The 25,674-nt window shown below is 40.3% G+C and carries 23 protein-coding genes and 1 other RNA gene; 18 read left to right on the top strand and 6 right to left on the bottom strand.

Features of this window, described 5'->3' with window-relative positions:
* Positions 1 to 86 precede the first annotated feature (86 nt).
* Positions 87 to 451: a transfer-messenger RNA gene (ssrA, locus tag A3GE_RS11660) on the bottom strand.
* A 107-nt stretch (positions 452 to 558) separates the two neighbouring features.
* Here ssrA and A3GE_RS0102255 point away from each other — a divergent pair.
* From A3GE_RS0102255 to aroG, 18 genes are all read left to right on the top strand, one after another.
* A complete protein-coding gene (locus A3GE_RS0102255; RefSeq protein WP_018355660.1) occupies positions 559 to 1,050 on the top strand; it encodes a hypothetical protein in 492 nt (163 codons plus the stop codon).
* Positions 1,051 to 1,224: 174 nt separating this feature from the next.
* The gene (gene dinB / locus A3GE_RS0102250; RefSeq protein ID WP_018355659.1) at positions 1,225 to 2,292 is read left to right on the top strand and encodes a DNA polymerase IV; all 1,068 of its coding nucleotides are present in this window, start codon (positions 1,225 to 1,227) and stop codon (positions 2,290 to 2,292) included.
* A gap of 41 nt (positions 2,293 to 2,333) precedes the next feature.
* Entirely contained in the window at positions 2,334 to 2,870 is a 537-nt protein-coding gene (locus A3GE_RS0102245) for an elongation factor P hydroxylase (protein WP_018355658.1), read from the top strand.
* A gap of 177 nt (positions 2,871 to 3,047) precedes the next feature.
* Positions 3,048 to 4,130: a peptide chain release factor 1 gene (gene prfA / locus A3GE_RS0102240; RefSeq protein ID WP_018355657.1), complete on the top strand. Its 1,083-nt coding sequence runs from the start codon at positions 3,048 to 3,050 to the stop codon at positions 4,128 to 4,130.
* Between the two features lie 53 nt (positions 4,131 to 4,183).
* A complete protein-coding gene (locus A3GE_RS0102235; protein ID WP_018355656.1) occupies positions 4,184 to 4,624 on the top strand; it encodes an RDD family protein in 441 nt (146 codons plus the stop codon).
* Positions 4,624 to 5,511, top strand: a complete 888-nt coding sequence (gene prmC, locus A3GE_RS0102230) for a peptide chain release factor N(5)-glutamine methyltransferase (protein WP_018355655.1) — start codon at positions 4,624 to 4,626, stop codon at positions 5,509 to 5,511. Before A3GE_RS0102235 ends, prmC begins: the two co-directional genes overlap by 1 nt.
* On the top strand, positions 5,501 to 6,304 hold the full coding sequence (locus A3GE_RS0102225; protein ID WP_018355654.1) for a SirB1 family protein: 804 nt from the start codon (positions 5,501 to 5,503) through the stop codon (positions 6,302 to 6,304). Before prmC ends, A3GE_RS0102225 begins: the two co-directional genes overlap by 11 nt.
* Before the next feature lie 13 nt (positions 6,305 to 6,317).
* Positions 6,318 to 7,172 carry a 3-deoxy-8-phosphooctulonate synthase gene (kdsA, locus tag A3GE_RS0102220; RefSeq protein ID WP_018355653.1) on the top strand — a complete coding sequence of 285 codons (855 nt, stop codon included), beginning with the start codon at positions 6,318 to 6,320 and terminating at the stop codon, positions 7,170 to 7,172.
* Between the two features lie 67 nt (positions 7,173 to 7,239).
* Entirely contained in the window at positions 7,240 to 8,187 is a 948-nt protein-coding gene (locus A3GE_RS0102215; protein WP_018355652.1) for a 2-hydroxyacid dehydrogenase, read from the top strand.
* Position 8,188: 1 nt separating this feature from the next.
* A complete protein-coding gene (locus A3GE_RS0102210; RefSeq protein ID WP_018355651.1) occupies positions 8,189 to 9,370 on the top strand; it encodes a lipoprotein-releasing ABC transporter permease subunit in 1,182 nt (393 codons plus the stop codon).
* A gap of 33 nt (positions 9,371 to 9,403) precedes the next feature.
* Positions 9,404 to 10,693: an adenosylmethionine--8-amino-7-oxononanoate transaminase gene (gene bioA, locus A3GE_RS0102205; RefSeq protein ID WP_018355650.1), complete on the top strand. Its 1,290-nt coding sequence runs from the start codon at positions 9,404 to 9,406 to the stop codon at positions 10,691 to 10,693.
* An 8-nt stretch (positions 10,694 to 10,701) separates the two neighbouring features.
* Positions 10,702 to 11,844 carry an 8-amino-7-oxononanoate synthase gene (gene bioF / locus A3GE_RS0102200; protein WP_018355649.1) on the top strand — a complete coding sequence of 381 codons (1,143 nt, stop codon included), beginning with the start codon at positions 10,702 to 10,704 and terminating at the stop codon, positions 11,842 to 11,844.
* Between the two features lie 6 nt (positions 11,845 to 11,850).
* Positions 11,851 to 12,495, top strand: a complete 645-nt coding sequence (locus A3GE_RS0102195; protein WP_018355648.1) for a pimeloyl-ACP methyl esterase BioG family protein — start codon at positions 11,851 to 11,853, stop codon at positions 12,493 to 12,495.
* Positions 12,486 to 13,259, top strand: a complete 774-nt coding sequence (gene bioC, locus A3GE_RS0102190; protein ID WP_018355647.1) for a malonyl-ACP O-methyltransferase BioC — start codon at positions 12,486 to 12,488, stop codon at positions 13,257 to 13,259. The genes A3GE_RS0102195 and bioC overlap by 10 nt, the downstream gene beginning before the upstream one ends.
* Before the next feature lie 11 nt (positions 13,260 to 13,270).
* On the top strand, positions 13,271 to 13,912 hold the full coding sequence (bioD, locus tag A3GE_RS0102185; RefSeq protein WP_018355646.1) for a dethiobiotin synthase: 642 nt from the start codon (positions 13,271 to 13,273) through the stop codon (positions 13,910 to 13,912).
* A 97-nt stretch (positions 13,913 to 14,009) separates the two neighbouring features.
* Complete coding sequence (lolD, locus tag A3GE_RS0102180; RefSeq protein ID WP_018355645.1) at positions 14,010 to 14,693, top strand: lipoprotein-releasing ABC transporter ATP-binding protein LolD; 684 nt, start codon at positions 14,010 to 14,012, stop codon at positions 14,691 to 14,693.
* Positions 14,694 to 15,944, top strand: a complete 1,251-nt coding sequence (lolE, locus tag A3GE_RS0102175; protein ID WP_018355644.1) for a lipoprotein-releasing ABC transporter permease subunit LolE — start codon at positions 14,694 to 14,696, stop codon at positions 15,942 to 15,944. It begins immediately after the preceding gene.
* A 108-nt stretch (positions 15,945 to 16,052) separates the two neighbouring features.
* Positions 16,053 to 17,138 carry a 3-deoxy-7-phosphoheptulonate synthase AroG gene (aroG, locus tag A3GE_RS0102170; RefSeq protein WP_018355643.1) on the top strand — a complete coding sequence of 362 codons (1,086 nt, stop codon included), beginning with the start codon at positions 16,053 to 16,055 and terminating at the stop codon, positions 17,136 to 17,138.
* Between the two features lie 46 nt (positions 17,139 to 17,184).
* On the opposite strand, the gene A3GE_RS0102165 is transcribed toward aroG, so the two are convergent.
* The 5 genes from A3GE_RS0102165 to A3GE_RS0102145 all read right to left on the bottom strand — a co-directional run bounded on the left by A3GE_RS0102165 (position 17,185) and on the right by A3GE_RS0102145 (position 25,404).
* Positions 17,185 to 20,349: a type I restriction endonuclease subunit R gene (locus A3GE_RS0102165; protein ID WP_018355642.1), complete on the bottom strand. Its 3,165-nt coding sequence runs from the start codon at positions 20,347 to 20,349 to the stop codon at positions 17,185 to 17,187.
* A 13-nt stretch (positions 20,350 to 20,362) separates the two neighbouring features.
* Positions 20,363 to 21,463: a Fic family protein gene (locus A3GE_RS0102160; RefSeq protein WP_026215352.1), complete on the bottom strand. Its 1,101-nt coding sequence runs from the start codon at positions 21,461 to 21,463 to the stop codon at positions 20,363 to 20,365.
* A gap of 275 nt (positions 21,464 to 21,738) precedes the next feature.
* Positions 21,739 to 22,338 carry a hypothetical protein gene (locus tag A3GE_RS0102155; protein WP_018355640.1) on the bottom strand — a complete coding sequence of 200 codons (600 nt, stop codon included), beginning with the start codon at positions 22,336 to 22,338 and terminating at the stop codon, positions 21,739 to 21,741.
* Positions 22,335 to 23,744 (bottom strand): restriction endonuclease subunit S, encoded by a 1,410-nt coding sequence (locus tag A3GE_RS0102150; RefSeq protein ID WP_018355639.1) that lies wholly within the window; start codon positions 23,742 to 23,744, stop codon positions 22,335 to 22,337. Before A3GE_RS0102150 ends, A3GE_RS0102155 begins: the two co-directional genes overlap by 4 nt.
* Positions 23,737 to 25,404, bottom strand: a complete 1,668-nt coding sequence (locus A3GE_RS0102145; protein ID WP_026215351.1) for a class I SAM-dependent DNA methyltransferase — start codon at positions 25,402 to 25,404, stop codon at positions 23,737 to 23,739. The genes A3GE_RS0102150 and A3GE_RS0102145 overlap by 8 nt, the downstream gene beginning before the upstream one ends.
* Positions 25,405 to 25,674: the final 270 nt, after the last annotated feature.

Raw genomic sequence — 25,674 nt, 5'->3', positions numbered from 1 at the left:
TGGCTCGCATTGGACAATAAAAAAGCCTTGAAGTAAGTAATTTCAAGGCTTTATCGGTTTTTATTGGATTGTGTTAGATTTCAATTTGGTGGAGCTGGCGGGAGTTGAACCCGCGTCCGAAATTACTCTACCTTCAGTACTACACGTTTAGTCGGTCTTTAGTTTCACTTAAGCATGCGGACGGACACGCTAAACTTAAATTAGTTTGGTTTAATTTAATGCTTCGATCCTCAAACAGCGGCTTCCACACGATCTCGTTTTGGTTTGACTCCGCGTTATCCCCGTCTTACGAGCGGAAGCTGGGGCGCGAAGGCTAAATGCAGGTTATTAAGCTGCTAAAGCGTATTGTTCGTCGTTTGCGACTATTTTTTTGCGGTTTATTTACGAGGCCTACCGCACCTCGACGTGCACCTTGGGCTTTGCTAATCCCGTCGAATCCAGAATCAGCCCCAAAACGTCAGCAAGTGTAGCAAAAAAAAGAACCGAATAAAAGAATCTATTTATTAACCCTCTGTATTAGGTTAGAATTCGACCATTTTTTATTAAAGGAAAAACAAAATGAAAAATTTAAAACCTTTCATCGCTGTTTCAATGGCATCGCTATTTTTTGCTATGAATACATTTGCTGCGCCCACAAAGGCGGCATCAAAAATAATGAGTAAAAAAGAGACTGCCGCTGAGGTGAATGCTATTGCACAAGCTGTTTCGATTGACGTTGAAGATCGTCAATTAATGATAGATAACAATGGCCAAGCGTTGGTGGTGTTTAAATATGTGGTGACAAATACCGGAAATAAGCCCATTTCAAATATTCAGTGGATAAGCGCTTATGTGAGTAAACGTGAGATTATTTATAGCCAAAATATGCAGCTGGAATTAGAGACGACTTTAATGCCGAGTAAATCAATCACAATTAATTTACAAATTCCGTTCGTACAAATTGAAGAAAAATTTAGACCTATTTTTACAGATTCACAATCTAAAATTGATGTTTATTCAATCGATCGTGTTGTTCGATTTAATGATAAAAAGGAACTTCACGAACGTTAAGATTTGTGGCGCTTTTTTAGCTGAGTTGCCGAGAATTACCATATACCTCAATAATTTCTCTCTTAATTTAAGCCTGCCGATATGCAGGCTTATTTTTTATTTTATATGTATAGTTGAACAGTGGTTTTGTTATCGCTATACTAAACACCTGTATTTTTAACCGCACTTTGATTTATGTTTTTCGCCCGCAAAATTATTCATATTGATATGGATTGTTTTTATGCTTCGGTAGAGATTCGTGATAATCCCTCTTTACAAGGAAAACCTGTTGCCGTGGGGGGAAGTTCCCGCCAGCGTGGGGTTTTAACAACATGCAATTATGAAGCGAGAAAATTTGGTTTACATAGTGCAATGCCAACCGCACAGGCGGTGAAGAAATGCCCAAATCTCATTCTCGTGCCGGTGAATATGCCTTTGTATAAACAGGTTTCAGCGCAAATTCATCAGATTTTTCGCCGTTATACCGATATTATTGAGCCTCTTTCCTTAGATGAAGCCTATCTGGATGTGACTGATTGCAAAAAATGTTCAGGATCAGCGACTTTGATTGCAAAAGAAATACGCCACGCGATTTTTGATGAATTGAAATTAACCGCTTCAGCCGGTATTGCACCGCTTAAATTTCTTGCTAAAGTTGCCTCTGATATGAATAAACCCAATGGGCAATTTGTGATAAAGCCGAGTGATGTGGATGAATTTGTGAAAGCCCTACCTTTGAAAAAAATTCCTGGGGTGGGAAAGGTAACATCACAACGTTTATTAGAGATGGGATTGGAACACTGTGGGGATGTGCAGAAATTAGATCAAACAATATTACTCAATCAATTTGGCAAAATAGGCAAACGAATTTGGGATTTTAGCCATGGCATTGATGAACGGGAAGTACAGCCTCATCGTGAACGTAAATCTGTAGGCGTAGAACGTACCTTGGTGGAAAATATTCATCATCTGGAACAAGGAATAGTCTTGCTGGATAAGCTTTATGCTGAACTCATTCAGCGTCTTGAACGTAGCGTGCCAAATACGCCGTTATCTGCTTTTCGTAAAATAGGGGTAAAACTTAAATTTGAGGACTTTCAAGTGACCACTTTAGAAAAAACAGGCTTGCCATTATCGTTATCAGGATTTCAGCATCTACTAAGGCAAATTTGGCAACGTAGCAAGAGAAGATCGGTGCGATTAATTGGCTTACACGTTAATTTACCCGAAGAAAATAAACATGAGCAAATGAGCCTTTGGTGATATAATTCGCCCCCTTTTATGGGATATATGCTGGAGAAGTAATGGAACATCAACTTGATGATATCATCGCAATTTTTAATCAATGTTTTGAACAAGAATATAATACCCGTCTTGTTAAAGGGGGCGAAGAACCTATTTACATTCCGGCAAATGAAAATGTGCCGTACCATGCGATTTATTTTGCACGTGGTTTTTATAGCAGTGCATTACACGAAATCGCCCATTGGTTGGTTGCCGGCAAAGAACGCCGTAAATTGGAAGATTTTGGTTATTGGTATGAGCCGGATGGTCGCTCAGAGGAGCGCCAACGTGATTTTGAGAAAGTGGAAGTCAAACCTCAAGCCTTAGAGTGGATTCTTGCCACCGCAGCAGGTTTTCGTTATTTTGCCAGCGCAGATAATCTTAACGGTAATCCCGGTGATACCCAACCTTTCAAACAAGCCGTCTATGAGCAAGTAAAAATCTATGCACAAAAAGGGTTACCAAAACGGGCGGAAACATTGCGCAAAGCCTTAGCCAAATTTTATGGTACGGAAGATCGCATTGACTTGAGTAAATTTGATGTGAGCCTAATTTAAAAGTGCGGTTGATTTTATGCATAATCACTGATGTGATTATTTATGGTTTCTCCACCGTTGGCAAAGCCAACGTTTAAAAAACTTTGTTTTTTGTGACCGCACTTTCCACACTGTAAATTTTTCCTAAAATCAGCTAGAATACGCTGATTTTATTAGCGGTTTGAAATATAAAAGAAAATGAAAGAATCGATTATTGTAAAACTTGAAAGTTTAAAAGAACGTTATGAAGAATTGGAAGCGTTGCTGGGCGATGCTTCAGTCATTAGTGATCAGGATAAATTTCGTGCCTATTCCAAAGAATATGCACAGCTTGAAGATGTAGTGAAATGTTTTCACCGTTGGACGCAGCTTAATAGCAACATTGAAGAAGCGGAAATGTTGTTAGATGATCCTGAAATGAAAGAAATGGCACAAATGGAAATTGAAGAATCCAAAGCAGAAATTGAAGAAGTGGAACAACAACTTCAAATCCTCTTGTTGCCAAAAGATCCGAATGATGAATATAACTGCTATTTGGAAATTCGTGCCGGAACAGGTGGCGATGAAGCGGGAATTTTTGCAGGCGATTTATTCCGGATGTATAGTCGCTATGCCGAGAGTAAACGTTGGCGTGTCGAGATTTTAAGTGCTAACGAAAGTGAGCAAGGTGGCTATAAAGAAGTGATTGTAAAAGTCAGCGGTGATGGCGTGTACGGTCAGTTAAAATTTGAATCGGGCGGTCATCGTGTACAACGTGTACCGAAAACCGAATCTCAAGGCCGTATTCATACTTCTGCTTGTACCGTTGCGGTAATGCCGGAATTGCCGGAATCGGAAATGCCGGAAATCAATCCTGCAGATTTGCGTATTGATACCTATCGTTCATCGGGAGCAGGGGGGCAGCACGTCAATACCACTGATTCTGCGGTACGAATCACCCACATTCCAACGGGGATAGTGGTGGAATGTCAGGATGAACGCTCACAGCATAAAAATAAAGCTAAAGCGATGTCGGTGTTGGCATCACGCATTGTGCAAGCGGAACAAGAACGCCAAGCCGCAGAGCAAACGGATATGCGCCGTAACCTATTAGGTTCGGGCGATCGCTCGGATAAAATCCGTACCTATAATTATCCGCAAGGGCGGGTTACCGATCATCGTATCAATTTAACCATTTATCGTTTAGACGAAGTGATGAACGGTAAAATCGATGAACTGATTCAGCCGATTATCACCGAATATCAAGCGGATCAGTTGGCGGCATTATCTGAAACGAATTAACGATTAGGGCATCTGATCTCAGATGCTCTTTTTTACTTTAAGGGAGAAATAAAATGTTCGTTGAAAATCCAAAAGAAAGCGAGTTTTCGCAAGGCTTTCAATTCTTGTCTCCACAGCCTGCCAGCCGTTTTAAACGTTGGCTTGCAAGTATGATTAATGGCGTACTTTTATGGATTATGTCAGTAGTCGGTTTAATGTTTGGGGATTTTACCGGCTTGTTGTCTATTCTGCTTTATCTGGGTTTACAAATCTATTTTATGAAAACTTATGGACAAACTATTGCGAAACGTTGGCTAGGTTTACGTGTTTTTGATTATCAAACCCAACAACCGGTCGTGTTTGGCAAATATATTGGGCGTGAACTCATCGATCTTTTACTGACATGGATGAGCTTTTTAATTTTTATCAGTGGGATTGTGGCACTCGTGCGTGATGATCGCCGTTCTTTAACGGATTTAATCATTGGTACTCAGGTTGTTCAAGATAAAAAATAATGAATTATAGACAATGGCTGGTACGGGCAGCGAAAGCCTTAAATCAAGCCAACCCGCAAGAGAATGGCAAAACTGATGCCTTGGTGTTATTACAATTTGCTACAGGCAAATCTAGAACACAAATTTTAGCTTTTGATGAAACGGAGATTGATGAAAAAGTGCGGTCAAATTTAACCGCACTTTTGGCTCGTCGTTTAAAAGGTGAACCCATCGCCTACATTTTGGGTGAAAAAGAATTTTGGTCATTATCACTAAATGTTGCTGAAAGTACCTTAATCCCCCGCCCTGATACGGAAATTTTAGTGGAAAAAGCCTTGGTGATTGCAAGGGGAAAACTACAAAAAAATCCACCGCACTTTAGAGTACTGGATCTTGGTACTGGGACTGGAGCAATCGCTTTAGCCTTGGCATCAGAATTAACGCCAATTTGTAAAAAACAGCATATCGCATTAAGCATTAGCGGAGTAGATTTGATACCCAATGCGGTAGAATTGGCAAAATTCAATGCGGAGAAAAATCAGCTCAATGTTGTATTTTTTCAAAGTCAATGGTTTGAAAATGTAGAAGGAAAGTTTGATTTGATTGTGAGCAATCCGCCTTATATTGACGAAAAAGATAAACATTTAAGCCAAGGCGATGTGCGTTTTGAACCCCTTTCTGCTTTAGTGGCAACTGAACAAGGTTATGGTGACTTACGCCATATTATCGAACAAACTCCCACTTATTTAAATGAGGGCGGCGCATTGTTGTTGGAACATGGCTGGCAACAAGGCGAAAAAGTGCGGTCAATTTTTGCGGAAAATCATTGGGAAAAGATTGCAACTGTGCGTGATTATGGCGACAATGAGCGCGTTACATACGGTTTTTGGAAAAGTCATGAAATATAATAAACGAGCGTTATACGATCAATTTGTCAGTTTTTATCATATTATTTCTGATGATTATGAGGAATCAAAGATTAGCATTCGAGGAAAAATGGGGGCTCTCGTACGTAGGGCGCGCTGTGAAATTTCACCGGATTGGTCAGTAGAAGATCGTATTAATCGTTTATTACAGATGGTTTATCGGGAGTGGGGCTTTCGTTGCGATCCAAATAGTTATTTTCGCTCAAGAAATCTATATTTGCCTTATGTCTTAGAATATCGGGAAGGGATGCCGGTAAGTCTCGGTGCAATTATTTTATACCTTGCGGAAGCCTTAGATTTACCGATTTATCCTGTCAATTTTCCAACCCAACTGATTTTACGTGCTGAAGTTGATACTAGGGTGGCATTTATCGATCCTTGGAATGGGAGCTATATTTCTCTAGAAAAATTACAGCAGTTTTATGAGGGCGCATTTGGCTTTGGGGCAAAAATTCAGCCCGAAGAACTTGAGCGGGCAGATCTTCCACTTCTTTTTTCTCGCTTTGAACAGCTTGCCAAAAACGCTTTAATTCGAGAAGAACACAATGATATGGCATTTCGTTATATTGAATCACTGGTTCATCGCTCTAATGATCCATACAATATCCGTGATCGTGGTTTGGTATTAGCGCAAATGGGCGCATATCCTGTAGCGTTGAAAGATTTAGAATATTTTGTTGATAAATGTCCTCAAGATCCAACCTCAACATTAATTCGCACACAACTTTCAGAACTTAAAAATGAGCTTGAGCAAGCTCCTCACGCTATTCATTAATAAAGGAAAACCTATGCAAAATAAACTTGTAAAAATTGGTCACATTGAGGTGGCAAATGACAAACCTTTTGTACTTTTTGGCGGAATGAATGTACTTGAAAGTCGTGATATGGCAATGCAAGTGTGTGAAGCCTATGTGAAAGTAACCGAAAAACTCAATGTACCTTATGTATTTAAAGCCTCTTTTGACAAAGCCAATCGTTCATCTATTCACTCATACCGTGGACCGGGTATGGAAGAAGGCTTAAAAATTTTCCAAGAATTAAAAACTACATTTGGGGTGAGAATCATCACAGATGTTCATGAAATTTATCAATGCCAGCCGGTGGCGGACGTGGTAGATGTGATCCAGCTCCCTGCATTTTTAGCCCGTCAAACGGATCTGGTGGAAGCCATGGCGCGTACAGGAGCGGTGATTAATGTGAAAAAACCACAGTTTTTAAGTCCGGGTCAAATGGGAAATATTGTGGAAAAAATCGAAGAATGTGGTAATGATAAAGTTATTCTTTGCGATCGCGGGACAAATTTTGGCTATGATAATTTAATCGTTGATATGCTTGGTTTCGGCGTGATGAAAAAAGTATCAAAAGGTAATCCTGTGATTTTTGATGTAACCCATTCACTACAATGTCGTGATCCGTTTGGTGCGGCATCGGGCGGTCGCCGTGAGCAAGTGACGGAGCTTGCTCGTTCAGGTTTAGCGGTGGGGCTTGCCGGTTTATTTTTAGAAGCGCATCCGAATCCGAATCAAGCAAAATGTGATGGTCCATCAGCCTTACCGTTGTCTGCTTTGGAAGGTTTTGTCTCACAAATGAAAGCCATTGACGATTTAGTCAAATCTTTCCCTGAATTGGATACGTCAATTTAATGGTCAGGTGCGGTTAAAAACACGAATATTTTTGACCGCGCTTTTTTAAGCAAAAAAGGAGAACATTATGCAAATCGTATTTTTAGACAGTACTGCTATTCCAAAACACATTCCTATTCCTCGCCCAAATTTTGAGCATAAATGGATTGAATACCCTCACACCTCTGCAGATCAAACCATCGAACGGGCGAAAAATGCAGATATTGTCATTACCAGTAAAGTGATTTTTGATCGCAAAACACTCGAGCAATTACCAAAACTTAAACTCATTGCGATTACCGCAACAGGTACCAATAACATTGACTTAATTGCAGCAAAAGAATTAGGGATTGAAGTCAAAAATGTGACAGGCTATTCAAGCGTAACCGTGCCGGAACACGTGATGGGGCTGATTTTCTCCTTGAAACATAGTCTTGCCGGTTGGTTGCGTGATCAAACATCTGCAAAATGGGGGGAAAGCCAACAGTTTTGTTACTTTGATTATCCGATTACCGATGTACGGGGTTCTACCCTTGGTGTGTTTGGAAAAGGTTGTTTAGGTTCGGAAGTAGGGCGTTTGGCACAAGCATTGGGAATGAATGTGCTTTATGCGGAACATAAAGATGCCACAACCTGCCGTGAGGGGTACGCACCTTTTTATGAAGTGTTAAAGCAAGCAGATATCGTCACTTTACATTGTCCATTGACTAAAACAACAGAAAATTTAATCAATGCGGAAACCCTGTCACAAATGAAAAAAGGGGCATTTTTAATCAACACAGGACGTGGACCTTTAGTGGATGAAACCGCTTTATTGAATGCATTAACAAGCGGACATCTGGGCGGTGCTGCGTTAGATGTGATGATTAAAGAACCACCGGAAAAAGACAATCCGTTGATTCTTGCAGCAAAAACCATGCCAAACTTAATTATTACTCCTCATATTGCATGGGCAAGTGATAGTGCGGTGACGACATTAGTGAAAAAAGTAACGCAAAATATGGAAGATTTTGTGGTGCAATTGAACCAAAAGTAATATGAATTTACCCATTTCTCTTTATATTGCCTTACGTTATTGGCGGGCGAAAAGTGCGGATCGCTTTGGGCGATTAGTGACGAGCCTCGCCAGTTTGGGCATTGTTTTAGGTGTGATGGCACTGATTATCGTACTTTCGGTGATGAATGGACTGGAGGGGTATCAAAAGCAACAAGTGCTTTCCTCCATTCCGCATGCGATTATCAGTCAAGAACAACCGATTTCCACAAAAAAACCGTTAGAAAATCTACCGCACTTTGTGCAAAAAGCGGTGCCGATTAACACCACAAAAGTGATTTATCAAACTTCCAAAGGGGTGAGTGCAGGGCAGGTAATAGGCGTACAGTCCTTTTCCGATGATCCTTTATTGGAAACGCAAGATCGCGTTCCTTTTGAAACGTTATTGCCGGCAGGTGAATTTAAACTGGTGATTGGTCATCAGTTGGCACAAAAGCTGGGTGTGAATATTGGCGATAAAATTCGTTTAATGATTACGGAAAATAGCCAATACACTCCCTTTGGACGCGTGCCAATGCAGCGTCTATTTACAGTAAGTGAAATTTATTTTGATTATAGCGAAGCATCCGGTTACCAAGCCTTTGCCAATTTATCGGATATTGGGCGATTAATGCGTATTCAACCGGAACAAGCACAGGGCTATCGCTTATTCTTGTCCGATCCTTTTTTAATTACTGAATTGCCCGCTTATTTTCCTCAGCAACAAATCACCGATTGGCGTGTGCAAAAAGGCGAATTTTTTCAAGCCGTGCGTATGGAAAAAAATATGATGGGGTTATTGATTAGCCTGATCATTGTGGTGGCAATTTCCAATATTGTTACCTCTTTGAGCCTAATGGTGGTGGATAAACAAGGGGAAATCGCCATTTTGCAAACTCAAGGATTAACGAAATCGAAAGTGCGTTCGGTATTCATTTACCAAGGGTTATTGGTGGGATTGGTCGGCACGTTGATTGGGGCGATATTGGGCATATCGATCACATTAAATCTGACAGAGATCATAAGTGCGGTCAATCCGAACGCTGTTTTTTTACCCACAGCTCTAGAGCCTTGGCAAATTTGCCTTGTCATTGCGTTCTCCCTTTTATTATCTTTATTATCAACTATTTATCCGGCTTATCGTGCGGCAAAAACCGAGCCGGCGGAAGCCTTGAGATATGAATAGCAATCTTCATAATGATAGATAAAGGATGAAATGATGAACGAACAACAACTTTTGGCTTTTGATCATCAGCATATTTGGCACCCGTATTCTTCAATTTATTCGGATATGCCCCTGTATGCGGTAGATTGTGCTAATGGTGTGAAGATTACACTCAAGAACGGGCAAACCTTAATCGATGGAATGTCCTCTTGGTGGGCTGCATTACACGGTTATAATCACCCGCGTTTAAATGCCGCCGCAAAAAATCAATTAGCCCAGATGAGCCATATTATGTTTGGTGGTTTTACCCATGCACCGGCGGTAGAATTGGCGCAACTATTGGTAAAGATATTACCGGCGGGACTGGATAAAATCTTTTTCGCCGATAGTGGTTCGGTAGCCGTTGAAGTGGCAATGAAAATGGCTATTCAATATCAATATGCGAAGGGTGAGCCACAGCGACAAAAATTTGCCACAATTCGTTCCGGTTATCATGGAGATACTTGGAATGCGATGTCGGTTTGTGATCCAATAACCGGTATGCATCATTTATTTCATCACAGTTTGCCTGTTCAATATTTTTTGCCTCAACCTTCCGTCACATTTTATGAGCCGTGGGATGATCGTGCCATTGCCCCTCTTGCCAATTTACTACAAACACATCATCAAGAAATTGCCGCCTTAATTTTAGAGCCGGTAGTGCAAGGGGCGGGGGGAATGTATTTTTATTCACCGGAATACCTTGTCAAAGCGCAGGAGTTATGTCGTGAATACGGTGTCCTGTTGATTTTCGATGAAATTGCAACCGGTTTTGGACGTACCGGTAAATTATTTGCCGCAGAGCATGCGGGGATTTCCCCTGATATTATGTGTATTGGCAAAGCGTTGACAGGAGGTTATTTAACCTTATCGGCAGCCATAACAACAGAAACCATTGCTAGGGTAATATGCAGTGGCGAAGCAAAATGTTTTATGCATGGTCCGACTTTTATGGCAAATCCTTTGGCTTGCGCGATTGCTGCCGAATCCATTCGTTTATTGTTGGAAAGCCCATGGCAATCGAGAATTCAGCATATTGAAAAAATATTACATCAACAGCTTTCGCCATTAGCAGAGAAACATTACGTTAAAAATGTAAGAGTATTGGGTGCAATCGGTGTCGTCGAAATGCACGATGAGGTGAATATGAAAACCCTTGTTCCACGTTTTGTGGAAAATGGCGTGTGGATTCGCCCTTTTGGGAAATTGGTTTATATGATGCCGCCTTTTATTATTCAAGATGAAGAATTAACCCAGCTTACACAAGGGATGATTAATGCCTTAATGCAGGAATATGAGAAATAAGGAAGAAAATGGAATATTTCCAAAAGCAATTAGCCTATCTAAAAAGCATGAATCAATATCGTTCAATTCCTTACTTAACACATCATGGACGCTATATTGAACGGGACAATCAACGTATGTTGAATATGTCTTCTAATGATTATCTCGGATTGGCATCAAATGAAAGCTTACAGCGTGTTTTTTTTCAGCAATATGGTAAGGACTTGCCTGCGCTAACCAGCTCATCATCCCGTTTATTAACGGGGAATTTTCCCATTTATAACGATCTTGAACAGCTTATTGCCCGCCAGTTTCAACGAGAAAGCTGTCTATTATTTAACAGTGGCTATCATGCTAATCTGGGTATTTTACCGGCATTAACCACCTCTAAAAGTTTAATCTTGGCGGATAAACTGATACATGCCAGCATTATTGATGGAATCCGATTAAGTCAGTGCAAATTTTTTCGTTATCGTCATCATGATTATGATCATCTACGACAACTTTTAGAAAAAAACGCCGATAAATTTGACCGCACTTTTATCGTTACTGAGTCTGTTTTTAGTATGGATGGCGATGTGGCAGATTTAGTGGAATTAGTCAAATTGAAAAAACAATTTCCTAATGTTTATCTCTATGTGGATGAAGCACACGCCATTGGTGTTTATGGCGAAAAGGGTTTAGGTATTGCAGAACAAGCCGGAGTGATTGCCGATATTGATTTATTGGTTGGGACTTTTGGCAAAGCATTGGCTTCAATGGGCGCTTATGTGATCTGTGATCAAGTGATAAAAGAGATCTTAATTAACCAAATGCGCCCATTGATTTTTTCGACAGCGTTACCTCCACTTAATGTGGCGTGGACTTATTTTCTCTTTGAAAAATTGCCACAATTTCAGCAAAAAAGACAACACCTAAATGAATTAAGTGCTTTTTTGCGTAATGAAGTCGCACATCGAACGGGGAATATGCCAAGTTCGACTTGTATAGTGCCTTATATTTTGGGTGATAATGAAGAAACACTGGCGAGAGCATACAGACTTCAACAACAAGGCTATTATTGTTTGCCAATCCGACCGCCGACTGTACCAAAAGGAACATCTCGGATACGTTTATCACTTACGGCAGATATGACAAAAGAAGAAATCATAGAATTTATCACCTATTTATAAGCAAAAATGAAAATAAAATTTGAAGATCATCAGGCTGAGAATTTGCTGGTTTATTTTGCCGGTTGGGGAACGCCAATTTCTGCGGTTTCTCATTTAGCGATGCCTGAAAATTACGATTTATTGATTTGCTATGATTATCAAGATCTTTCCTTAGATTTTGACTTTTCACGCTATCAGAAAATTCGTGTTGTGGCTTGGTCGATGGGCGTGTGGGTGGCAGAAAGGGCATTACAAGGCATTCCGCTTGAATCAGCTACGGCAGTCAATGGAACCGGTTTACCTTGTGATGATCAAGTTGGTATTCCTTTTAGCATTTTTAAAGGCACGCTAGATAATTTAAATGAAACCACAAGGGCAAAGTTTGATCGTAGAATTTGTGGTGATAAGACTAATCTGGCATTTTATCATTCTGCACCTGCACGGGGATTTCAAGAAATTCAGCAAGAATTGACCGCACTTTTTCATGCGATTGAGCAAGATCAATGCACGGATTTAATTTTGTGGACAAAGGCGATTATTGGGCGTAAGGATAAAATTTTTTCTGCTGAAAATCAGCAACGTTACTGGCAAATGCGCTGTAAGATTAATGAGATAGAGGGGGAACATTATTTATTTTCCCATTTAACACATTGGGCGCAGCTATGGAATTAGCGTTAAAACCAATTGAAAAACAACGTATTCAGCAACATTTTTATAAAGCCCTTGATTGCTATGATGACCATGCTTGGATACAGCAAAAAATTAATCAAAAGCTGCTTTCTTACATAATGGCTGGTTTACCCACCTCTTCACTTGAAAATGTGTTAGAACTTGGCTGTGGCACGGGGCAATTAAGCGAACTGTTACAGCAACATATTCGTGCCAATTACTGGATGCTTAACGATCTTTGTGATGTTAAAGATCGATTAAAGGAAAAGTTATCTCAACCCTTTGCATTTTATTGTGGTGATGCGGAGCATTTTTCGTTTAAACGAACCTATGATTTGATTGTGAGTGCCTCTGCCGTACAATGGTTTCATCATCAGTCATTATTTATTGAACATTGTAAAAAAGGATTAAAGCGAAATGGTCTGCTGGCGATAGCAACGTTTGGTCAGGAAAATTTGTATGAAATTCGCTCTTTAACAAACATCGGATTGGCTTATCCGAAGCTGTCAGATTGGAAAAAGTGGCTGCAAGAGGATTTTGAATTGCTGCACACAGAAACTGCAATAGAAGAATTGTGTTTTCCCACTCCTCTTGATGTGCTAAAACACCTTAAGCAAACTGGCGTGACAGCAACAGGACAAGGCACTTGGACAAAACAAAAATTACAAACATTTATTGACCAATACCAACAGTGTTTTTCCTTATCCGACCACCAAGTTCGGCTGACTTATCAACCATTATGGATCGTTGCACGATATAAACGATAAAGAGGGAAATTATGGGCAAGGTGATATTTATTTCCGGTATTGATACCGAGGTGGGGAAAACCATTGCAACGGGGCTTTATGCCAGAGAACTTATGGAGCAAGGATTTTCTGTCATTACACAAAAAATGATTCAGACCGGTTGTAGAGGGATTGCTGATGATTTATTAGTGCATCGTAAAATTCAGAAAATCGATCTGACGGAAGATGATTTCGATGGTACGACTTGCCCTTACCTTTTTGAATACCCTTGTTCACCACATTTAGCGGCGGAAAAAGAGGGACGGATCATTGACGTAAAAAAGATTGAAAAATCGACCGCACTTTTGGCAGAAAAATATGACTATGTATTGCTTGAAGGGGCCGGCGGATTGATGGTTCCTTATCGTAAGTGGGAAACTACGTTAGATTATATTCAAACTCACGGTTATCCATTGGTACTGGTCACATCGGGAAAACTCGGAAGTATTAATCATACATTGTTAAGCTTGGAAGCCTGCAAAACTCGAAATATTAATGTACTGCGCGTGTTATATAATCTTTATCCGGAATATGATCCGATTATTTCGGGAGAAACACAGCGATATTTAAAACATTACCTTGCGCAATTTTTTCCTAACACACAATTTGAATCTTTTGGAAAAGTAGCGATTTAATTAGGGATAATTAAAATTTAATAGAGAAACCGGCTCACGTTGCCACTGTTTGTTTCAATTAATGTATTCTCAAATATAGCCAAAATATGAGTAAAAAATGAATCAGTATTTATTAGAATGTAAAAACATCAACAAATTCTACCAAGAAGGTGATAACCAAACTCAAGTGCTAAAAGGCATTTCTTTTGCCATGCAGTCGAATGAATTGGTGGCGATTGTCGGTAGTTCCGGTTCTGGAAAGAGTACGCTATTGCATACCCTAGGCGGCTTAGATCAGCCAAGTAGTGGGGAAGTTTTCATCAAAGGGCAATCACTCCAAAAGGTCTCTGAATCGGAATTGGCAAAATTGCGAAATCAGAATTTAGGTTTTGTGTATCAATTCCATCATTTAATGGCGGATTTTTCAGCCCTTGAGAATGTGATGATGCCGATGTTAATTGGTCGCCAAAATAAAACGGAAGCGAAAGATCGTGCAGAAAAAATGCTCAATGCAGTAGGATTAAGCCATCGCATTTCTCATCGCCCGTCTGCCCTTTCTGGGGGCGAACGCCAACGTGTCGCGATTGCCCGTGCGTTGGTGAATCATCCCGCTTTAGTGCTGGCAGACGAACCGACGGGAAATTTGGATCATAAAACAACGGAAAGCATTTTCGAGTTAATTCAAACTTTAAATCAGGAACAAAATATCGCTTTCTTGCTCGTCACCCATGATATGGGGTTAGCAGAAAAATTATCCCGCCGTCTTACGATGCAAGATGGGGTATTAAGGGAAGGCGCATAAATGAATACCCCGTTTTTTATTAGCTGGCGTTATCAGCGTGGTAAACAGAAAAATCCTTTGGTGGCATTGATTGCCAAATTTTCGGCAATCGGTATTGCTTTGGGCGTGGCAGTGTTGATTGTCGGTTTGAGTGCGATGAACGGTTTTGAGCGGGAATTAAATCAACGCATTTTAGCTGTAGTTCCTCATGCTGAAATTATTGTGAGTGAAAATAGTCATGAGAAAACGATTAATCATTGGCAAAATCTCGCGGTACGTTTAAAAACGAATGAAAAAATAACCGCACTTTCTCCTTTCGTCAGTTTTACCGCATTGGTTGAAAACGGCAGTAAACTGAAAGTCGTGCAGGTAAAAGGAGTGGATAAAAGCGCACAAGATCAGGTGAGCTCACTAGGAAAGTTTGTCGAGGGGAATGGCTGGCAACAGTTTGAAAAAGAAGGCGGGTTAGTGCTCGGTTTCGGTATCGCAAAAGAGCTGGAGGTCAAAGAAGGAGATTGGGTTTCCTTGCTGATTTCACAAGCAAATGGGGATGAACAGCTATCCCAACCTCATCGTGAGCGGGTTCAAGTGAGCGGTATTTTGCGTTTAGACGGTCAGCTCGATCATAGTTATGCCTTACTTTCGCTTCCACAAGCCCAAGAATTATTGGGGTATAGGGCAGATCAAATTACCGGTGTAGAGCTTAAAGTGGCTGATCCTTTTAACGTTCAGGGGCTAAATTATTCCGAGTTGAGCGATTATCCACAGCAGCTTTATGCACAAAATTGGATTGCCAAATTCGGTTATATGTATCGTGATATTCAGCTTATTCGCACCGTGATGTATATTGCCATGGTACTTGTGATCGGGGTCGCCTGTTTCAATATTGTTTCCACTTTGATTATGGCGGTAAAAGATAAACAAGGCGATATTGCTATTATGCGCACACTGGGTGCAAATAATGGATTTATTAAACGAATTTTTATATGGTACGGCTTGCAAGCAGGGATGAAAGGGTGTTTAATAGGCATCGTTCTTGGCGTAATTTTAGCGTTGAATTTAACTTCGCTTATTCAGGGCTTAGAATATTTACTTGGAAAGAAATTGCTATCGGACGGCATCTATTTTGTTGATTTTCTTCCTAGCGAGCTTCATTGGCAAGATGTTTTGTTAGTTTTAGTGGCGGCGTTAGTCTTAAGTCTCTTGGCGAGCCTTTACCCGGCAAGTCGAGCAGCCAAACTTCAACCGGCTCAGGTATTGAGTAGTCATTAAACAAGCGTTGAATATTTTCCAATGAACTAGTTTACTAGTACAAGAAATGAGTGTAGAGTATTTGCAATTTTCAAGCACAACATTTTAACAATTATAAGAGAGTGATATATGACGAAAGAAAAAATTGAAATCATTGTGGCAAATGATGATACACGTATCGAAAAAGTCGATCAGGTTTTACCCCCAATCGCGTTATTAGAAAAATTTCCGGCAAGTGAAGAAGCTGCCGCGTTAGTCAAGCAAACCCGCCAAGAGGCACATAATATTATTCATGGCAAAGATGATCGACTATTAGTAGTTATCGGTCCATGTTCTATTCATGATCCTAAAGCGGCACTTGAATATGCCAATCGTTTGAAACCTTTACGTGAAAAATATAAAGATAGCCTAGAAATTATTATGCGTGTTTACTTTGAGAAACCACGTACCACCGTAGGCTGGAAAGGTTTGATCAATGATCCTTACTTAAATGATACTTATCGTTTGAATGACGGTTTACGTATTGCACGTAAATTGCTCTCTGATATTAATAATCTTGGCATACCATCCGCCGGTGAATTTTTAGATATGATTACACCGCAATATGTGGCGGATTTTATGAGCTGGGGAGCAATCGGTGCGCGTACGACGGAATCACAGGTTCACCGTGAGTTGGCTTCCGGTTTATCTTGTGCTGTCGGCTTCAAAAATGCCACAAATGGTGGAGTAAAAGTGGCATTAGATGCGATTGGTTCTGCAGAGGCTCCTCATTATTTCTTATCGGTCACTAAATTTGGTCATTCCGCGATTGTTTCTACCAAAGGAAATGAAGATTGCCACATTATTTTACGTGGTGGAGATAAGGGGGCGAATTACAGTGCCGAAGATGTGGCAAAAGTTTGTGCAGATATTGAAAAAACCGGTCGTATTCCGCATGTTATGGTGGATTTTAGCCATGCCAATAGTAATAAACAATTCAAAAAACAAATGGAAGTTTGTGAAGATGTAAGCAAACAAATCGCTAGCGGATCAAAACAAATCTTTGGGGTGATGGTCGAAAGCCACTTAGTTGAAGGTCGTCAAGATCTAGTCAATGGCAAAGCCGCCACTTACGGACAAAGCATCACCGATGCCTGTATCGGCTGGGAAGACACAGAAATCTTACTCAAACAGTTATCTGATGCCGTGATTGCACGTCGCAAAGTCAATCCATAATTTTCGTTTCATTTCTGTTCACGGGGCGAATTTTCGCCCCTTTTTCTTATTCTGTGGTTAATTCATCGGCAATTTCTTCGGCTTGTTGTAGGACGAATGTTATTGCTTCTTCTGCTTTATCCGGTGGATATTTATATTTTTGCAACGCTCGGCGAACGAGTAGCCGAATTCTTGCTCGTACGGCTTCTTTATGTTGCCAATCAATACTGACGGATTTTCGTAGAATATCGGTGATCTCTTTTGCCAACGCTGAAAGGGTTTCATCTTGCATTAATTCCTTTGCACTCCCGTTTTGAGAAAGGGCATCATAAAATGCCAATTCTGCAACGCTTAAACCGAGTTTTTCTCCACGCCCCAAACGCTCGGAGAAATCCCGTCCCATTTGCACCAGTGCATCCAGAATTTCAACTACCGTGAGATTGTGGTTGTGATATTGATTTAATGCTTCTTGTAAACGTTGCTCAAAGTCTTTCTGTGCCGCAAGATTTCGCCCTGCTTTGGCTTTGATTTCTTGCTTCAAGTAGCGTTCCATTGCCAATACCCAAAGGCTTTTAGTTTCGCTATTTTTTATCGCCTGCAAAAACTCATCAGAAAGCAAATTAATTTGTGTTTGTTCTTTCCCAAGTAATTCGAACAAATCAATCATGCCTTCAGAAACAATGCTTTGGTTGATTAAGGCTTTAAGTTGAATAAGCCGTTCTTGCGTGCCGGTGCCTTTTTGTTCACGTTTGGAAAGCACCGCACGTACCGCATCATAAAATGCAATTTCTTGATTATAGGGTTCTGCCTCTTTTAATGCTCCACATAGGGCATAGCCTTTTTTCAAGCTACTGACGATTTTTAAAAAGAGTTTTTTGCGAGGTTGAGGATCGTCAGTATTTTTCCATTGTTGATGATGTGCTTTGTCATCAGGCTGTTGATCCAGTGCTGCGATATGTTCTGCGGCTCGGGCGATTGCTTTGAGTAATCGAGCAGGCTCGTTTTCGGCGATAGCAGATTGCACATCAAAAGCCTTACCATTAATTTGAACGGCAAAAAAAGTGCGGATACGCTCTAATTGTTCTTTCATTTTAAAGAACACTTCTTGCACATTTTCTGCTAATTTCCCTTTGCCGGTGGAATTGGTATATTGTTTGGTTGCTTCTTTTAATTCTTCCGCCAATCCCACATAATCCACAATCAGCCCACCATTTTCCCTGCTTTTATTGGCAAATACACGATTGACACGAGCTATTGCCTGCATCAGATTGTGTCCTTTCATTGGTTTGTCGAGATACATGGTATTACAACAAGGTGCATCAAACCCTGTCAGCCACATATCACGCACAATCACGATTTTTAGCGGATCATTTGGATCTTTAAAACGGCGTTCTAAGGTTTGCTTTTCTTGTTTGCTGTAAACGTGCTTTTGCATTTCGGGGGCATCCGATGCGGAACCGGTCATTACAATTTTTATCGCACCTTGATTAATATCATCAGAATGCCATTCAGGGTGAAGTGCGGTAATTTGATGATATAAATCGACACAGATTTGACGGCTGGAAACCACAATCATTGCTTTGCCGTCCTGCTGTTCATTACGTTTGCTAAAATGGCTGACAAAATCCCCGGCAAGATCCCGTAATCGGGCTTCTGAACCCAGTAATTTTTCTCGCAACCGTAATTTGGGATTGTCTTCGTTTTCTAACAATTCATTGATTTCAGCAAATAAAGCCTTGTGATCGGTTTTCTCTGCAAGCTGAATTTGTCTTGCCTCATAAATAATTGGCACTGTTGCCCCATCTTCCACTGCATCTTGCAAATCATAAATGGAAACATATCGCCCAAACACTTCTTGTGTATCTTTATCTTCAAGGCTAATGGGCGTTCCCGTAAAACCAATAAAAGCGGCGTTGGGAAGGGCATCCCGCAAATGGCGGGCATAGCCTGCTTGATATTTGCCGTTGTGTAATTTTTGGGTTAAGCCGTATTGGCTGCGGTGTGCCTCATCGCTTATCACAATAATGTTAGAACGGGTATTTAAAACAGGGAATTGATTTTCCGTTTCCTCTAAACCAAATTTTTGAATGGTGGTGAAAAACACCCCGCCGGACTCACGTTCGCTTAATAATTGGCGAAGGGCTTCCCGATCTTCCACCTGTTGTGGCGTTTGTTTAATTAAATCTTTACCGCTGCTAAAGGTTTGGAAAAGTTGCCCGTCTAAATCGTTACGATCCGTTACCACCAAAATTGTTGGGTTCTTTAATTCAGGTTGGGAAAGCAGTTTGCCCGCATAAAACAACATAGAAATGGATTTGCCCGAACCTTGCGTGTGCCACATCACCCCAATGCGTTTATCGCCTAATTCGCTGGTGGCGAAAAGGGTAGAGTCCACCGCCTCATTAACACCATAATATTGATGATAAGCGGCAATTTTTTTAATTAACGTACCATTGGAAGCCCGTTCAAATAACACAAAATAACGCACATAATCCAACAATTTTTGTGGCGTGAGTAAGCCATTAAGCAAATTTTGCAATTCATCGCCAAAATCTAATCGCTGACTTTGGGCTTTTTCATCGACCACTTTCCAAGGGGTAAAACGTTGAAAATCGGCTGAAAGCGATCCTAATCGTGCATTCAAGCCATCACTGATAATCAAGGCTTGGTTATAAACAAAAAGATCAGCAATTTCATCTTCATAGGTTTGCAATTGATTAAAGGCTTGTAGCAAATCTGCCGACTCACGCAAAGGATTTTTCAACTCAAACACCACCAACGGCAAACCATTGACAAAACCGATAATATCGGGAATCCGCTTGCCCCCTTTACGGCTACGAATGTCCAGTTGATTCACCATGACAAAACGGTTATTTTGCCAATGCTCAAAATCCACCAGACGTGCTACATCGAATTTCTGCTCACCGTTTTGTTGATATTCCACCTTCACGCCATCTCGTAGCATTTTATAAAACGCCTGATTTCGCCCGACCAATTCGCCAATATCGCCTTTGGTGACCGATTTTACCACAAAATCAACCGCACTTTCAGGCAATTGGGGATTTAGTTTTTTTACCGCTTCCCGCAGAATTTCCACAAACACCACACCGCCTAAATCCCCACGGGCAAATTCGCCTTCGGGAACCGGTAAATCTTTGCCAAAGCGATATTCCCAGCCGAGGTTTTGTAGGCGGGATAGGGTTAATTGTTCGATGTCGTTTTCGTTAATCATTGTCTCTTCCTGTTTATGGGGCTATTTCATAATAGATACTTCGCCCGCCCCCTTTGACTTGTAAAATCTGTTTATTAACCAAATCCGTTAAATCTCGCAGAGCGGTATCACGAGAAACTTTGGTTAATGTTGCATATTTTTTATTGGTTAAATTGCCTTCAAATCCATCTAATAGTCGATTTAGCACCTTGCGTTGACGGTCGTTTAAGTTCCAATCCCGCCATTTTTGCCAATAGTGATTTTTGAGTAAAACTTGATCTAAGGTTTTTTGAGCGGTATTAATTGCTTCAATAATATTTTGTATAAACCAAGTAATCCAGATTGTAATGTCACTGACACCTTTTTGTGTATTTTCCAAAATCTCATAATAATTTGACCGCACTTTTTGAATTTGAGCTGAAAGGCTATAAAAGCGTAGCCGGTTGTTTTCAGCTTTAGCGAGGAGGTAATCGGCTATCGCTCGGGCAATACGGCCATTGCCATCTTCAAAAGGATGCAGGGTTAAAAACCATAAATGGGCAACTGCAGATTTAATAAAAGGATCAATTTGTTCTTCCCCATTAAGCCAATCTAAAAATAGCGATATTTCGTCTTTGAGTTTTTCAGCCGGCGGTGCTTCAAAATGGACTTTTTGTTTGCCTATTTTGCCCGATACGACCTGCATCGCCCCTTGTTTATCGGAACGCAAAGCCCCAACCTCAATTTTACTTATTCCGCTATAGCCGGTTGGAAAAAGGGCGGCGTGCCACGCAAACAATCGCTCAAGCGTGAGAGGGTGAAAATTGGTGGTAGCATCTAATGTCATTTCCACAATGCCCTCAATACCACGATCAATAGGTAACAATCCACCTATTTCCACCCCTAATCGGCGGGCAAGGGAAGAGCGCACCGATTGCACATTCAACACTTCTCCCTCAATCTCACTACTTTTAATAACGTTTTGTGTCAAGGATTGCAGATTAATTTGTTCCAATTGTTCAAAGCCAATATCAAACAGCCGCCCTAATAGCAGACCTTGTTGGTAATGGGCTTGATTAAGTAAGGGCAGTAATCGATTTAAATCATATTTCCAATCAGTCCAATTTTCATACTGCCAAATATATTGTTTTATCATCATACGGCAATTTCCTCTATTATTTGCCTTAAAATATAAGGCAAATAATAATGCTATTTGCCGTATTTGTCGAGAATGTCCCCATGCTGTAAACACTCTAGGTTAACCGTGGAAGGTATTTTCCCACGGGATATACCTAGGGTGAAAATACCCTAGGTTAAGCATAATTCAACCCCGTTGGGATTGTATATTTTATGTTCCCCAAGGGGGAACGGTCATGTTTAACCGTGGGTATTTATACCCATGGGAAATAGATTTGATATAGTTGAAATTTATTATTCACGCTCGCTATCAGTACTATTTAAATGATATTGTCTACTCAGTTTTATTATTTCTAAACTATCTTCTGATAGTTTTTCCCAGAAGTTTAAAGTTTTTTCTGAACCATACATTAAATCAATATGAATAAAAGGGTTATCCTCATTTTGTTCTGGGTACTTTAATGATTCATACCAATTATCAATAGAGTTACTATTTTTTTCTAAAAATTTTTTAAAAATAGAGTCTTGTTGTAAATTTATAGTATAAAACTCTATTCTTTTTATAAACGGATCATCATGAGATAAATATTTCTTTAATAAATTAATTAAAATAGTAAATTTATGGGTTTTAATATTTTCAGTTTCTTCATTAAATAGTAAGAATCCTTTTAACATTAGTTCTAACCCATGATAAAAGTTAAAAAGAGTAGGGATTGCAATGTTATGATCAGACCATTTAGTTTTTTCATTATATTCTTCTGTTGTGATCTCTGTATCAGATAGAACAGCCCATTGATTTTTGGTTGCTACTAACATTCCAGATGTAGCATTAGCCATTTTTAGAAAACGTTGTCCCATAGTCCAATAATCTACGCCTCTTTCTTGACTTTTCATATAATTTCCCCATTCAACAATCTAGGCAACAACAAATCTCTGCTTTTTTCAAGAGATTTATTTTCTTCTATATTTAAATTAATTTTTTCAAAAATAGGTGATGTTTGTTTCCAAAATACCTTTAATAATTCATAATTTGGATTTACAAATTCAAAACTTGGTACAGCATCTTTTCCTAAATGTAGAACGGTTGTACCTGTACAAAATGATTTTGTATATGCTTGAAATGAATCAGTCATTGCTAGGCAGTAAAGGAAATATTTGTAGACATCATCAAACGGTCTAACCACACCAACATCGAGAGAAATTACTAAATGTTCATAACGAGAATCCGACATTACCATTGCAGGTTTACCGATTACATCTGCTGCTTGGGTTACATCGGTATAAGCAATAATCAGTTCACCAGAAAAAACTTCTTGTTCATATTTGTATTTTCCTATGTACTCTTTCAATCCATCTAAACGGTATCCGCCACCACGGTTAAATGATTTTAAGGTAACTAATGCGGTTGTTGATTCTGCAAGCTCACTACTTTTATAAGATTTACCCTTAATAATGGTCGCAATTTCATCAACTCTTTTGACCTCCCACCCCCTCGGTACTTCCCCAAACCCTTCAATCTCCTCAAACTCACTCGGAAACGCTCTAGCAATTTCCGCTAATTCCGCATAGCGGTCGGGGTGGCTTTGGGAAAGGGCGGTTAATTCTTCCGGTGTTTTTCCGCTGATGATTTGCATGGCGGCAAGTTCGGCTTCCGCTTGGGTTTTGCCTTGTGCGAGGGCATCGGTTTTGGCATGCACGGGGTCAAAATTCACAAACCAGCTTTTAAAAATCTCTTGGGCGATTTGTTCTAAGGTTTGGTTGATTTGGGTGTTGAGTTGGATTTTTTTATCTAATACTTGTAATTTATAAACAATTTTTTGTTGTACTTCTAAACTGTAAATCGGGACATTAATTTGCTCTACAATATTTTTAGGAGCAATATTTAATTGAACAGCCCCTTGTGATGCGTTTAGAATTTTCTGTTGTCCATCTTTAGAGATAAGGAAATAATACATATACAATGGTAATACTTTCTTTATATCAAATCTTAGTATTAGTAATGCTTGGCTGATAATTCCTTTAGGATCATTTCCTTTAATGAGAGATATTTTTCCAACAGTTCCTGAGCAACTGATAATTAAGTCATTATCTCTAACAATAAAACGTTTTAACTCATTAAACTTATCGTTATTTATAAAATATCTAAAAATCCTAGTTCCAGTAATAGCGTGCTGTTGTTCATAAACTGGAATTCCAGAATCCGATAACTCATTCCTTTTTAATGCAGATCCAAAAGGACCTCGAATATACCCTCTAGGTTCTAATAAATTTCCTAAATATTCATATTGATGTTTACTCATACCCCAACCCTCCCAAATTTTTCTTAATCTCCGCTTCCAATTCTGCACTTTGTTTAAATTGTTCCTTTAAAAGTGCGGTCAGTTTTTGCATTTTTTCTGCAAAGGGGATGCCGTCGTCTTCTTGTTCTGCGGTGCCGACATAGCGTCCCGGCGTGAGGACATAATCGTTCTTTTCAATGTCCTCTAAAGTGGCGGATTTACAGAAGGCAGGTTGATCTTCATAGTCTTGTGATTTTTGCCAAGCGTGGAAGGTATCGGCGATTTTGGCGATGTCTTCAAGGGTGAAATCACGCAATACCCGATCTTTCATATAGCCAATTTGGCGGGCATCAATAAATAACACTTCACCTTTGCGGGCTTTGTTGCGGTTTAAAAACCAAATACAGGCGGGGATTTGGGTGTTGGTGAACAGTTGTCCGGGTAGGGCGACCATGGCTTCCACAAGATCTGCTTGAACGATGGCTTTGCGAATTTCCCCTTCGTTGTTGGTTTGGCTGCTCATTGAACCGTTGGCGAGTAAAAGTGCCATTTTGCCTTTCGGTGAGAGATGGTAAATCATATGTTGTAGCCAAGCAAAATTGGCGTTGCCTTTTGGCGGTATGCCGTATGCCCAACGTGGATCGTCAGCGAGGCTTTCGCTCCACCAATCGCTGATGTTAAACGGTGGGTTCGCCATAATGAAATCCATTTTTTGATCGAGATGTTGTGGCTGGGCGAAACTGTCGGCATTGTGTTTGCCAAAGTTGTAATCAATGCCACGGATCGCCATATTCATGGCGGCAAGTTTCCATGTGGTAGGGTTGAATTCTTGCCCGTAGATGGACACTTGGTTGATATTGCCTTGGTGGGCGGTGATAAAGCGTTCCGTTTGCACGAAAAAGCCGCCACTGCCCATTGCGGGGTCGTAAACCCGACCTGAATAAGGTTTGAGCATTTCAACAATGAGAGAAACGATAGATTTCGGGGTGAAATATTGTCCGCCCCGTTTCCCTTCCGCTTGGGCGAATCGCCCGAGGAAATATTCATAAACATGCCCAAGAATGTCTTTTGCCCCTAAATGAATTTGTGTGCCGTTGTAAGTAGGCTGAGTAAAATTGGTATCGGAAAAAAGATTAATTAAGCCCCGTAGGGTATCTTCATTCACCCCATAGCCACTAATGCGTTGCAATACGCCTTTGAGTTTGGCGTTGTCTTTTTCAATGGAATCAAAGGCATCGTCAATTAAACGGGCGACACCGGCGAATTTGCCACCCCAAGGTAATTCCGTGCCGGTATTAAAAAGGGCGACAGATTGTAGGGCTTGCCAACGGGCGGAAGGGGGCACCCAGAAGACATTATCGGCGATATAGTAATCACGATTTTCTAATTCGGCACTGAGGGCTTCTTGATAATCTTCGTCGGAATCGTAAAAAGTGCTGTCAAGATAAAGGGGATTTTCGGAATCGGTGAGTTCCGCTCGGATTTTTTCTTGCTGGGCAGTGAAACTGTCGGAGATGTACTTTAAGAAAATTAAGCCTAAAACGATGTGTTTGTAATTGGCGGCATCAAGTTGTTGGCGGAGACGGTCTGCGGCAGACCAAAGTTTTTCATCTAAATCATTAAGAAAGGCTTGCTGTGTTAGCGTTTCATTGACACAATCTTGGTGGCTTCTGCATAAAATTCGTCCTTTGTAAAGTGAATATGTTGATATTTCTGAAAAAAGTGCAGTTATTTTATAGAAAAGTTGAAGTCTGAACAATTTGATTTTAAGCGTTTCAATGCGCTTTTTTGATTTTGTATTTCATTGCACATTTCCCCCTTTCCTCGTAGAATACACAAACGCTTTTAATATTGTGTTGCAAATGCGCAGAGCAGGAATTTCAACAAAATGTAGGGACACACTGCGTGTGTCCGATTTTAACCTATTGAAATGATTTTATAACGGACACAG

It is taken from the genome of Rodentibacter pneumotropicus DSM 21403 (assembly GCF_000379905.1).
Lineage (GTDB): Bacteria > Pseudomonadota > Gammaproteobacteria > Enterobacterales > Pasteurellaceae > Rodentibacter > Rodentibacter pneumotropicus.
This window is presented reverse-complemented; position numbering and strand designations above follow the sequence as displayed.